Raw genomic sequence first — 12,837 nt, 5'->3', positions numbered from 1 at the left:
TCGCCTCACGGCGAGGCTTTTTTTTTAGCGTCTTTTTCTTTTCCAGCCACAGCTTAATGCTCTAGCTCGTCTTCTGCTGGAAAGCTGTATAGAATAAGGCAGCTTAAGCATATAGCAATGGAATGAAGTCCTTCCTTTTAAGAAGTCTACTAACGCTCTTTGGTGCATCTGCATACATCATGCAACCGCTTGTCGTTGATGTGGCTGAGTCCGCGAGCCTGACAACGAGTGACTGTTCTGAGGTGCAACTCCCTGTAGCACTAGCACCAGATGAACCCAAACAGTATCAAGTCTACGGTCAGTTGTGCGGTCAATCCCCACTGGGGGAGCGCACGGTTCAAGTTCTTGTTTCAGGAACAACGTACAGCCATATTTACTGGGACGTTCCCTACCAACCTGAGAACTACTCCTACGTAGACGCGCTCACGGAAGCTGGATATGCAACCTTCAACATTGACCGAATTGGGATTGGTCGTAGCTCTCACCCCCCTGCTGACCAAGTAACCGTCGCCTCCAATACTTATGTCCTTGAGCAAGTTGTTCAAGGTCTACGGTTGGGTCAAATCGGAGGTATACCACAAACGCGCATCATGCTTGTGGGCTTCTCCTCCGGTGCGTTTGGTTCGGTTGTTGGCGTAGCGAGCCAGGATGATGACTTAGCTGGGGTAATTCTTAGCGGCTTCTTGCACAATCAAAATCCTGATTGGTTGGAAGCATTCATCAACTCGTTCTATCCGGCGCAACTCGATCCGCGCTTGGGCGAACAGAACCTACCGAATGGCTACCTAACCACTCAACCAGGAACGCGAGGCGAACTCTTCTATGAGCCTAACGCCGATCCACAAGTCATCGCATTCGATGAAGCGACTAAAGAGACTGTGACAACAGGTGAGGCAGCAACGAACGCTGCCGCTATTTTCGCCGAAACCTCAAAACTAATTCGCGTTCCCGTCTTCTTAGCCGTTGGACAATATGATGGAAGTTTTTGTACTGGTAATATCTGCGAGAGTGCAGAAAATGTGGCAGCGCTTGAAGCACCATTCTTTTCACCGGAAGCAAATTTACAGACGTTTGTTCTACCTGGAGCCGGTCACAGCCTCAATCTGCATCCAAATGCACCAGAGTGGTTTGAAGCAGCTCGTCAATGGTCTGACCAATATGTAGGCACAACAACAACGTCTGAGTCTGTACCAGAACCCAGTGGTGAATTCGGTTTGTTGACGTTGACGGCTTTAGGCGCAGTTTTAAGATGGAAGGGTCGATTCAAATGAGTTCTGAAAAGCTAATTCTAAATTCCGTGCCGCTTCTACAGCCTATCTCAAGTGTTCCTTCAAGTTGATTTGTTAAAACATGTACAAGCTGAAGCCCCAGTGATTTAGTTGTATTGAAGTTAAAATCTTTGGGAAATCCTTTACCACTATCTCTTACAGTCAATATAAAATGCTGATTTTCTTCAGTATAAAGAGTTATACTAATTTTCCGTACTTTACTATTAGTGAAGGCATGTTTCAAAGAATTTGAAACTAACTCATTGATAATCAAAGCACAAGGAATAGCTTTATCAATATTTAAGCTAACTTTGTCAATATCTAACTCCAGATTAATGTAGCCCGCATTCACTCCATAGGCGTGGAATAGGTCGGTTGTTAAACTTTTAATGTATTCAGCAAAATTAATTCTTGCAAAGTTTTTATATTGATACAATTTCTCGTGAACAAGCGCCATCGTTTTTACGCGATTGTAGCTTTCCCGGAACATCTCCTGCATGGCTGGGTTCGGGACGTACTGCGATTGCAAGTCCATTAGGCTACAAATTACCTGTAAATTATTCTTAACCCGATGATGGATTTCTTGAAGCAAGACCTCTTTTTCCCGGAGCGATTCTTGAAGTTGTAGCTCGGCAAGTTTGCGCTCACTAACATCTAAGTCAATTCCAGTTTTACGGATTGGCTTTCCCGTTTCGTCGAAAAAAAACTGAAACATACTTTCTATCCAATGAATGCTACCATCAAGCCAAACAATGCGGTAGTCGATATCGCCGCTCTCCCCCGTCTCGAAAGAACTAAGGCTAGCTTGGTGGACGCGCTCGCGGTCTTCCGGGTGAACGATTGATAAAAAAAGCTCGTAGCTGCCCTCCTCAATGTCGAGAGGCAAGCCAAAGATACGTTTGAAGTTATCTGACCAAGTGACTGTTCCGGTTTGAATATTCCAAGCCCAAAAGCCCATGTTGGCAGCCTCTAGGGCAAGGCGCAGTTGTTCTTCCGATTGCCTTCTATGCTCTTCTGCCAGCTTGCGCTCAGTGATGTCTAAATTGAACCCAGTTGCACGCACTGGATTGCCCGCTTCATTGAAAGAAAACCGCCCTTTGCTTTCCATCCAACGAATACTGCCATCAGTCCAGATAACGCGGAATTCGATCTCGCTGTCCTCTCCTGTCTCAAGAGAGTGTTTGGTGGCTTGGTGTAGGCGATCGCGATCATTGGGATGAACTGTTGCGACAAAGCTTTCAAAAGTACCATCGAAAGTATTGGGAGCCAAGCCAAAAAGTTGTTCGAGGTTATTCGACACAATGATAGCTCCAGTTTGAATATTCCAGTCCCAAAAGCCCATATTGACGGCATCCGAGAGAAGATATCGTACTTTTTCGGCATCTTTTTCGGCAGTAATGTTCTTGGCAACTGCATAGACGCATCCATCTCGATTGCGTAACATTCTCCAGGCTAGCCAACAGTAGCTTCCATTTTTGTGACGATAACGATTTTCATATTCCACAACGTCTTCTTGGGTACACTGCATCCAGGCACTCAAACTAAGCTGTACATCATCTGGATGGACAAACTCAATCCAAGGTCGAGAACCTGCTTCTATCTGAGTCCATCCCAGTAAGTTTTCCCAAGCCGAATTAAGTGGTTCAAAATATCCGTCTGACTTATGAATACAGAATAATTCCTGTGATAGTTCAAAAAATAAATTAAGGTTCATAAAGCTTTAACGAAGAGATAAACCTGAGTTCGGGCAAAGAGTAACTACTAGTCTATGGGTGTAACAAGTATTAGACTCAAAACGTCCGTTAAGCCAAACTCTTCAAGATAAGTGACCAAACTTTCACCGTTCGTAGAATTTCTTTTGATTCGGAAGGGTAATAACCTGCCGAAAACGCAGTCACGTTTGTTGTCGATTGGTTCAATGGAGTTGCTGATCAACCTGCACAAGGACAGGATTCTGCTCTTTGAGGTGCTAATCCCTCTTTTACCTAAGCGGCGGCTGTACGGTACAACTTTGTACCTGCACCGCTACTTTAAGGGATTGACTGATAACGTGTATGCAAGTGTAAGATAGCCCGATTGAGGCATGGCGATGTCGGGAAGTTACGGTTAGGCGACAGTTGGCGAACCCATATTGAAGCTGCCAGAGGGTATTAGCATCATGCATATGCTAACTTCATCGCTCAGTTGCTCCACAAAATTTTGAGCTTCTCCCTGATGCCTCTTGATATCGTAATCAGACATTAGTTTCCTTTAACCAACATGGCAGTTGATAGACATTCTGCTAAGCACTTCAGGCTCTACAGAGGGAAAGTGCGGTTACCACAACGAGCCTTATACTTACCGTTACAGAATCAAACTGACACAAACCCCTATTACTCGGAAACGCTCTTTAAACTTTCTAACTTAGGTATCAATAGTTTGAATGTTTGGGCAAAAGACCAACGGAGCTATGAGCAGTCAGCCCACTTTCCAGGACACTGCCCAAATTACTTAAGTTAGAAAGTCTGATTTTGGCTCTACCAAGTCCTCACTCGCAACAAGTAATATTTCCTCAAACTCCTTAAAAAAATCCAAAACCTAACGCGATCGCAATCACTACTACCTACTTCGGACGCTTGACTGCCCAGTTAACTTCTCGTCCTGAACGTTCACTACACTTAGTAAAAGTAAATCCCCAGCGGTGTAATTCATCATGCTTTACGACACTGGCGGGTTCCAATCCAATCAACATTGCAAGATCAGATGTGCTTAAGAGCCATCTTCGATTGGATGCTCTTTCAAGAAATTCAAAACGCTCTCTTAGTTGTGCAGCATGACTTTCCGGCTTGTAGTGGAGTTCAGGAAAGGGCTGTCCTGTAAGATGTTCTGTTTGTTGTCTGGCGAGTTGTCCTTTTACCGGAAATGCTTGCTCCACAACCTCTACAGCACTTAAGCTTCTTAAGAAGTCATCTATCGTGCGGCTTGAGTCTTCAGTGAGGAAATCATGCAAGTCATCCATTAGGTCAAGTTGAGAAGCATCTAGATAAGAGCGATTACCTTGAGTATGTGGTGTAATGTTCAATCGCTTCATCCGCACGTAAACGGCACTACGAGCGATACCATACCGATCTGGCAGTTGTTTAATGGGGTAATCAAAAAGTTCCGCTTCACTCATCTATTGTCCACAGGACAGTCCTGTTTGTACTGTACACCTGATCGGATACCTTAAAAACGGTCACATCCCACAACTGCTTTTAGTTGATTGGAGGATAAATCCTTTATGCCATACCATTTCAAGGCTTAGGCTTAATCTGGTATGTAAGTATATAGAGTGATTTCGTGGGTCTATCCTCTAACCTGAACATCTTGAGGATAACGGTCATGTCATAAATTAAGCAAATTAACTTTCTAAAAATATTTAATGATTAACGACATTAGTGAAATAATCTCAGAAAATCCAACCCAAGAAGTTTGGAAACTACTTCGTTTTTTTAAAGATGAGAATTATTGCATGAAATACCATTCTCGTCATCCAAAAACAACAGAAGAATCAGGCAAAAATCAGAAGAAGAATATTAAGAAGCAAGCTAAACAGATAGCATACTGTATTCGTCAAGCTGAAGAATATTTTAAGGCTTCTGCACAAGTTGGATTAGCGACTCGTCCAAACCTTCTCTACTATGGTGCGGTAAGCCTTTCAAATGCTCTAATTTTATTAAAGAAAGATGGCAAGTTTTCCTTAGATTTCCGGCGACAATCTGACACGCATCAGCATCATGGATTAGAGCTAGTAAAACGATTTAATGAGATGAATAAAGTAAAGAATGACAATAAAGGGAATATAGGAATAGAAAATTTTTTTGAACTATTAGAGTGCAAATGTCATATAAATAAAGATTCTAAAAAACCTTGGGGAAATTTCCCTCTTTTTTATGAAAGTTTAGAGCCAAGAGCTGTAGTAGTTAATGGTGATTTTTCTGAAACAGATCAAGCTGCACGAGGAATAATAAAAGTAGTTATTAATGGTTCTAATTTATTGCCAGTTGATGGCTTTATTGAAAAGAAAATCAATACATTAGATATTTTAAGAGCGCTACCGGATATGTATTTTCAATTAAAGCAATTTGATATTCAACCAAATTTATGCCCTGGAAATATATATGGGAATATTACCCATTCTTATAGCATGGATGAACAAGGAGAACGAGTATTTATAGAAGCGATAGATAGTTATAATTTTTCCATAGATTTTATTCCTGCTACTTTAAAAGAGAAGTTTATAAATTTATACAAGCAATCCCATATACCTATTACGCTCATACACGAGTTGAAAGCAAATCTACTTTTTAATATGACAGCTAACTTTGGTGAAAAGAAATTAGAGCGTATTTTTAATGACCCAGGGGTGGTTGATGATATTAATGGTCAAATATTTTATATATCAAATCCAAATGAGTACTTACCTGAGCCTGCTGCTTATATGATTTTGCTATTCAATTTGGGTATGCTCTGTAGATATTATCCAGATGTATGGTTGGAAATAATAGATAATAATGTGCCAATTGCGGAAATTACAGATTCTCTACTCAATATTGTTTATAGAAAGTTTCCAAATCTGATTTTAGATTTGATGACTAACACCAAACACCACATTCATTCATAAAGCACCAGAAAGTTGCTGCTCCAGTTGAGCCAATCGAGCCGTATAAGCATCCAGTTGAGGCTGGAGTAGATTCTGGATAAGAGGGGCGATCGCGCGTCTTGAGAAGGTTCAGGCAGTTGATTGAGAGCCTTTCAAGAAAAATTAAAGCAACTCTCCAGCCGCATCAACATCAGCTTGATTCACCTCCACATAAAGAGCTAAATTTGCCAAACTCGCATGACCAGTACGGTTTTGAAGTGTACGAAGCGGTACTCCAGCATCATGTAATTTCGTTATGCCAGTTCTGCGAAAACTGTGGGTTGACACACCCTTCAAGCCGATATATTCACAAGCTTGTCTAAGGGCTTTATCTGCTGCCTGTCTGCTTATGTGACCTCCAGCGGAATTTGGGAAGAGATATCCCTTATCTGGCAACCCTACCTCATTAATGATCTGAAATAGTTTCTGTGGTACCCTCACTTCTCTGGTTTTTTTGGTCTTAGTAGTGGATGCCCTAAAGACAATCCAGTTATCAATGATATCTGCTCTCTGTAGTTGAAGTGCTTCAGAGACACGACAAGAGCTGTAATAACAAATGCTAAAGAGTAATTTATGCTTAGGAGACAATACACTAAATAGTTCCTCTAGCTGTTCTTCCCTAAGTATTTCGGCTTGACCGTTGCGATTGTTCTTCATCTTGTTCTAATGGTTGCTGATTTGCCATAACAGCAACCGTTATTTGACGTTATACCGTTGTTTTAGCAAGAGTCCTAGTTTTGGAGTCTGTTTTTAGGCACTTGTTGAGAACTAGAATCAATAAGCTAGCTGTAAATTGTGCTGTAATACATTAAATAGTAGCAATAAGTAAAAACACTTACCTCTATAGGTAAGGTGTGATTAAGGTTATACAGAACTAGGAATTCTATGTCTAACCTAAATTAGATGATTGGTAGCGGCTCTGTAAGGGCAAATGCGATCGCGCTAGTAATCGTACAGAGATACGCCTATATCAATGTTTTCGTATTTCCCTGGATTCAATTTTTTTATCGTCTTCCGAATCTCTTGAAAATCTTGTTGTATTCCGACCTCTATGTATAGTTCAAAGCTATCTTGCTCAGAATCAAGCTTTAGAATTTGCCGACGCTCCTTGACTTCTATTTCTATTTCATTTGTTGGAAGATAATCAAGCTTAGATAGATTAAGCAGGGTTAACTTATTGCCAACTTGCACTCCAATATCATGGTTAAAAATGGCTAGATTGAAACGTACAGGTTCATTCCTCTCATCACCTGTATTCTTTAATCCCAAGTCAGCCCAAACAATGCATGTAATCATATACTAAGTGTACTGAGCGTTCAGGACGGGAAGTTAACTGGGCAGTCAAGCGCCAGAAGTAGTTGGTATTGATTGCGCTTAGCCGTTCATAGCGAGATGTTGTCTTTCACCGATTAGAAGGCAAACTCATACACGTTACTTTGGAACAAAATAAAACACCCTGCCGATAGAGGCAAGGTACTTGGCAATGGTGTATCAAATTGACTTTTGTTCTCCCTATCAGGAAATTATCTACGGCTCTGCTGGGGCAAGTGCGATCGTGTAGAACTTGGCAAGTCTTACCAATGCCTAGAGTTTTAAACGGGAGTTGTTACAGGATTGATAGAAGTGGCGATACAGAACATTGATATAGAGAATTCATCTAAAGATTGATGCAGCGCTTTGGTATCTTACCTAGTCTTGGTAAATGAAATGCCATAGTCGCAGGACAAGCAGATGGGACTATTCGGCTTAGTTTTAACAATGGAAAAATTTTGGTCGTTAGTGAGGAGTCAAAAGGAACTGTCCCATTTTTGATGTCTGACCGCTCACTGCCTGGAGGTCTGTAATGGCGAAAAATTGTTGTTTGGGATGGCAACTGTCCCATTAATGGCTCAAATTGGGACAGTTGAACACGTACTAGCGAACGTAGAATTGGGAATCAGGACACCCAAACAAGCCTTAATTTGTAGACTTTTCAGCCTTAACGACCAAAATTTTTCCGTTGCTATAACTAAGCCAAAACGTTGACATTTCAAACCCGTCCATGTAAAAAGCCATTTGTCACGTTGGCATGGCGAAGTTGGTTATTGAAATGGGTGGTTTGTATTGCATCTGTAGTGAATACTACAACAGCACCTCTTAACTCTATGTCTACTGCAATTAGCGTAATCCTTGGCAGGCGAAAGCAGCCCAGTAATAGGGATGAGAGAAGAGTTTTTCGTCCGGGTAATCTTTTATATTGTCAAGTTGACCTCTAAGCTTTTCGTACTTTAGACATTTACGCTGCCATTCTCGATGTTTTGTAGAACCTCGCTGGTATTGCTTTCGCTTGCTTTTGGCTTCCTCAAACCCTGCTTCTGCCTGCCTGGATAGTTCTTGGATATCCTCTCTGTTGAGCAATTTCTCCTTGTTCAATTCACGCAATTCAATCTGAGCTTGCCGCACAGCTTCAGGGCGACTACAGCCTTGTTGTCGATGCTGATAGTAGAAGATGGAAAATATGGCTGTAGCCAAGTCGTTGACTGCCCAGAGAGTACTGACAACGCTTCTGGCACCAGCACACAAAAAACCAGTGGAGAGTGTCAAAATATCATCTGTGATTTCGGGGAAACCCAGACCTGTCTCGCAGCAGGAGAGAAACACATCGGAGAGATTAGGTAGACGCCAACCTGGACTCATCAGTTGTCCCAATGTGATACTGCCATCTCCTAACTTCAACTGGGAATTGAGGGGTTCATCAAGGCAGGATTCGGCATGGTGGCAGGAGTGGAGTACCTGGACTTTTTCTGCTAGCTGCCGATAGTTGTCGCGGGTGGCTCGGCTGCTGCCTCTCAATCGTCGCTCACTGGAAATCTGATGCAACTGGGCAATTTGTTCGCCTTCAAAACTGGCGAAAGGCAGGTCATTAGTGGCATCTTCTACTGTGCCGTAAGTGAAATTCTCTGTTACTTCGCCACGCTGTTTGCAAAACTCCAAGACTTGGCAGCTAGGGGTGTAGCGAATGAGAAACTTGTCACCCAGGTAGCGATGTTCGGAGTGTTGAACGGGTAATGCGGCAAAAGGAATCTGATGCAGCAACAGGTGAGGCACAACGATCAGTTCTTCAATGCCATTGAGATGTTTTGCAATCAAGTCAGTAAGTTGCAGCCGTTGTGCTAGTTCGGTGAGAAAGGGACTGATTTGACTAATCCATTCTGCTCTAAGTTGATCTCGCTCTGATTTTGGTCTATTTGGGTGACAGGATGCTGCATAGGGCTGTAACCAGTTTTGAGAAATCCAGCCTTGCAGAGGCTCAATTCCCTGATCGGGACAAGTGTGAAGGGTAATTTGATTTTGCCGCAGGATAAATATATGGAGATTTTGGGCAGTAGTGTAGAAGCTGACAATAGCACTGGTGGGCTGGTCAATGAGCTTCTGCATCTGGACAAGATTAGGGGCATCAACTTTAATCTCGCCAGCTAGCACCGGGTCTAGGCGTCTGAGTTGTTCCCAAATTTGCTGTTTCTCAGCTTCTAAGGTTGCGATCTCTTCGTTGTAAGCTTGGAAGGCAGCGCGATCCAGTGTACTTGTTCCCTCTCCCATTAGTTCTCGGCTGTTGACAGAATCGAATGGTGAGCGTTTTTGGTCGATTCGCTCTTGCAAGTCGTCAAACTGTTGCAATAACTCTTTGACTTTCGGGGGAATTTCGCTGCCTTGGTAGAGGTCGTTACTTGCCATCAAGTCTACGAGGCGTTTGGAACGTGAGCGCTCGATGGTTTCAATGGCTTTTTCCAGTTGGGCATCATTGATGCAGGCTTGCACCATTTTTTCGTAAATGCCAATGGCTCCTTCCAGAATTTTTTGACGCAAATAGGACTTACGCACTGAAAGCAAATCTCGTTGTTCTGAGCGTTGTTCGAGAAGCGGAACCCCCCATTCTCCCGTTGCAGAACTGGCTGAGTGCGTAAGCCCTGGCCAAGAGTCAAGAGGCGTCATGGCGCGGGTAGTTTCCACAGCTTCTATAGCGACACCATATGCTTCTATGGCTTCAGACCACCGTTCTGCCAAAAAAGCCATCTTGCCGAGGTTTTGCCCCGTCATATGGTACATAAGGGGTGAAGCACTAGGTGTAAGAATTCCTAGGGCTGAACGGAAACACTTAATTGCTTGGTCAAACTGCCCCTGGTCGTGGTAGACAAGACTAAGGTGGTTTAGCACTATAGCAAAATCTTGGGGAAAGGCTTCGCGAGTGAATACTTGCAAAGCCTCTTTGTAGAAGTGAATCGCCTGTTCTAGATTTTGTCCTCGGTCTCCCAAAACCCGCTTGCTGTATAATTTACTCAAATTGGCATGAACCCCAGCCCATTCTTTGGGAAAAGCTTCGCGAGTGTAGACCTGTAAAGCATTTTCATAAGCTGTGAGCGCCATCTCCTCATTTTGTGCTTGGTTCTCCCGAAGTCTACTGCTATAAGCAATGCCCAAATTGTTTTGATTTGCAGCCCATTGTTCTGGGAAAGCTTCGTGAGTAAAAACAGTAGCAACTACTTCGCAGGCTGCAATAGCAATCTCAATGTTAATAGCCTTATTGCCTGCCGGAAATTTTTTAATCAGGTTACTAAAATCACTTACGACTTTTGCAATCAGTTGTGCTTGTCTTGGTGTCTGCTTGGGCAGGGTAAGTGCTGCCCACAGACGCAACAGTAGAGCAAAGCAATCATCCAGTTTGTCCAAGTTCGCGAGTAAAAGGCAAAGCAGCACTTGCAGATCGCTGTCACTATCTGATGTTGCTTGCAATACTTCCGTTAAAAAAGCTAATTTCGGGGCTAATATAGTTACTAACTGTACAGTATTTGATAACTGTTTCAGTATCTGCAATAAACCAGCATCAATCAGGTTTTTATTAGCCTTTAGGATTTCTATCTTTTCGCATTCCGACGAATCTTTGAGTAAAGTTTGGATTAACTTGGAATATGCTTCTTGGCGTTGTTCATCCATAGCTTGTTACTTGCTAGTTACTCAGAATGCTATCTGCTGTCTGGTCTAACGCAAAATGACCGATTTTATGCAGAACATCCCACTACTTTCCGTGTCCAAATGCGGTACTAATGCTACTTACATTCATGCTGTAACCAAACTCCAAATTTTCCGCAACTGTGGGAATAATGTGCTCGCTCTTTACTCGCATTGTCTTCTCTGCTAGCCGTGGTTCACAAACTTTTTGATTGACTTCTATCAGCAACTTCCAGATGTTTTTTTATTTCTACCCACTTTCCTGGAAAAGCTTCATGAGTATAAACCTGCAAAGCTGCTTCGTAGTGTGTAATGGATTGTTCTAAATTCTCGGCTCGGCTTCCATAGATACGATTCAGATAAGCATTTCCCAACCTACTTTGAACTTCTGCCCACTTTTCTGGAAAAGCTTCACGAGTATAGACCTGCAAAGCTATTTCGTAGTGTGTAATGGATTGTTCTAAATTCTCGGCTCGGCTTCCATAGATACGATTCAGATAAGCATTTCCCAACCTACTTTGAATTTCTGCCCACTTTTCTGGAAAAGCTTCACGAGTATAGACCTGTAAAGCTGTTTCGTCGTGTGCGATAGATTGTTCTAATTCAAAACCCTCGTCAATCCTATCTAGTAAACCTTCGGCTAAATCTAATAATTCAACTTCATCATCATTCTCATTGCTGAAATCACGATTAGTTCCTCCACTAGCAGTGTTGCCAGCCAAAAAATTTTTAATGGCAAAGATGCGATCTTCCTCTGAGGCGACATTCAAACATTTTTCTAATTCAGATATTATTTCTGAATTAGAAGGGGATCGTCCTCCTAATCTCTCCCGTATCCTTATAGCGACAGAGTCATCAGTGTTAAGCAATGCAGTCGGGAATTTTCTTATTGAAACAGCCTGTTGCAAGAAGTGCCCAATTGCTGCCTGGACATACTCACGCAAACTCATTCCTGCTGTTGATGCCAGATCTCGCACTTCTATCGGCACATCTACCAACAACCCACTTTCGGTATCGCTTACCTGATAAAGTTCCTCTCCCTGCTTCACGGATAGGAGCAAATCCGCACCCAGAGTATGCAGATACTTAAGTACCGACTCCAGCTCATGATCCTTTAGAGCCGACTCTAGCTTGGACACGGCAGCTTGCTGCACTCCCAATTTCTCGGCTAACTGTGCCTGCGTTAATCCGGCTTTGGAGCGCAACTCCCGCATGGCATCGGTCAAATAGAGCCGCAAGTACTCCAGCTTCCCGGCTAGGATTACCTCGGAGTCATCGCTTACCTTCGTATTGAGCCAGTCCTGAAAGTTGTACTTGTTCATTGTCCTTTCCTACTGTTCAACTCACGCAATCGAAGCCTTGCTGGCTCTTTATCTCTATCTCGGATCGCCCCGTCGTACTTCTTCATAAAAGCGTGCAACACCACAAAACATTGAGGAGTGACAGTGGTGAGAATGAATCGTGGGTTATGCTCGCTTTTAGTCATGCGGAATTCGTACAAGTCATCCTCTAGCTTCTTGAAGATATCGCTGTTAAACGATGCCAAGCCTTTGTCACACAGATATTTAAGATTGACTTGGAGCCTCTTGGTTTCTGATGGAGTCAGCACAGGTGTTGGCACGTTTGGCGGTAGCTCACCCTCTGGTATTAACCCCACAAAGAAAGCCAGCAAGTCTTTCGGTTCCTCCCCTCTCGCGTCTAGATACAGCTTCCAAGTCCAGACCACGTCCTACCTCACACGATAATATTCCTTACAAGGAATGTCAACTTGGATTTTATTCTAAAAGACATTAGACAGAGTTAGCCACTCTTCACTCTTGTTGAGGCTAATCACCTAGCTGTGATGCAGCCAGATAGCTCTTCTTACATTGGATTAGGTGGGTAGGGAGTTGTTGAAGTTCTACATTCGAGGGGCACTGACCA

10 protein-coding genes are annotated in these 12,837 nt (G+C 43.0%); 2 read left to right on the top strand and 8 right to left on the bottom strand.

Annotated features, from left to right (window positions below):
* The first annotated feature begins 122 nt into the window (after positions 1-122).
* The gene (locus AC5JL3_RS17225) at positions 123-1,271 is read left to right on the top strand and encodes an alpha/beta hydrolase (RefSeq protein ID WP_496075645.1); all 1,149 of its coding nucleotides are present in this window, start codon (positions 123-125) and stop codon (positions 1,269-1,271) included.
* Here AC5JL3_RS17225 and AC5JL3_RS17220 read toward each other — a convergent pair.
* From AC5JL3_RS17220 to AC5JL3_RS17210, 3 genes are all read right to left on the bottom strand, one after another.
* Entirely contained in the window at positions 1,264-2,982 is a 1,719-nt protein-coding gene (locus AC5JL3_RS17220; protein ID WP_496075644.1) for a PAS domain-containing protein, read from the bottom strand. The two genes, AC5JL3_RS17225 and AC5JL3_RS17220, sit on opposite strands and share 8 nt — an antisense overlap.
* 392 nt (positions 2,983-3,374) lie before the next feature.
* Complete coding sequence (locus tag AC5JL3_RS17215; RefSeq protein ID WP_496075643.1) at positions 3,375-3,509, bottom strand: hypothetical protein; 135 nt, start codon at positions 3,507-3,509, stop codon at positions 3,375-3,377.
* Positions 3,510-3,870: 361 nt separating this feature from the next.
* Positions 3,871-4,422 (bottom strand): hypothetical protein, encoded by a 552-nt coding sequence (locus tag AC5JL3_RS17210; RefSeq protein ID WP_496075642.1) that lies wholly within the window; start codon positions 4,420-4,422, stop codon positions 3,871-3,873.
* Positions 4,423-4,668: 246 nt separating this feature from the next.
* On the opposite strand from AC5JL3_RS17210, the gene AC5JL3_RS17205 reads away from it, so the two are divergent.
* Entirely contained in the window at positions 4,669-5,910 is a 1,242-nt protein-coding gene (locus AC5JL3_RS17205) for a YaaC family protein (protein ID WP_496075641.1), read from the top strand.
* A gap of 141 nt (positions 5,911-6,051) precedes the next feature.
* Here AC5JL3_RS17205 and AC5JL3_RS17200 read toward each other — a convergent pair whose 3' ends face one another.
* The 5 genes from AC5JL3_RS17200 to AC5JL3_RS17180 form a co-directional block, all read right to left on the bottom strand.
* Entirely contained in the window at positions 6,052-6,585 is a 534-nt protein-coding gene (locus tag AC5JL3_RS17200) for a tyrosine-type recombinase/integrase (RefSeq protein WP_496075640.1), read from the bottom strand.
* 285 nt (positions 6,586-6,870) lie between these two features.
* A complete protein-coding gene (locus tag AC5JL3_RS17195) occupies positions 6,871-7,224 on the bottom strand; it encodes a hypothetical protein (RefSeq protein ID WP_496075639.1) in 354 nt (117 codons plus the stop codon).
* A gap of 861 nt (positions 7,225-8,085) precedes the next feature.
* Positions 8,086-10,899: a CHAT domain-containing protein gene (locus tag AC5JL3_RS17190; protein ID WP_496075638.1), complete on the bottom strand. Its 2,814-nt coding sequence runs from the start codon at positions 10,897-10,899 to the stop codon at positions 8,086-8,088.
* A 212-nt stretch (positions 10,900-11,111) separates the two neighbouring features.
* A complete protein-coding gene (locus tag AC5JL3_RS17185) occupies positions 11,112-12,236 on the bottom strand; it encodes a helix-turn-helix domain-containing protein (protein ID WP_496075637.1) in 1,125 nt (374 codons plus the stop codon).
* Positions 12,233-12,640, bottom strand: coding sequence for a type II toxin-antitoxin system RelE/ParE family toxin (locus AC5JL3_RS17180; protein ID WP_496075636.1), 408 nt, complete (start codon positions 12,638-12,640; stop codon positions 12,233-12,235). The genes AC5JL3_RS17185 and AC5JL3_RS17180 overlap by 4 nt, the downstream gene beginning before the upstream one ends.
* Between the last annotated feature and the right edge of the window lie 197 nt (positions 12,641-12,837).

The organism is Symplocastrum torsivum, from assembly GCF_059505465.1.
The sequence above is the reverse complement of the archived record's forward strand: the minus strand, read 5'-3'. Positions and strand labels throughout refer to the sequence as shown.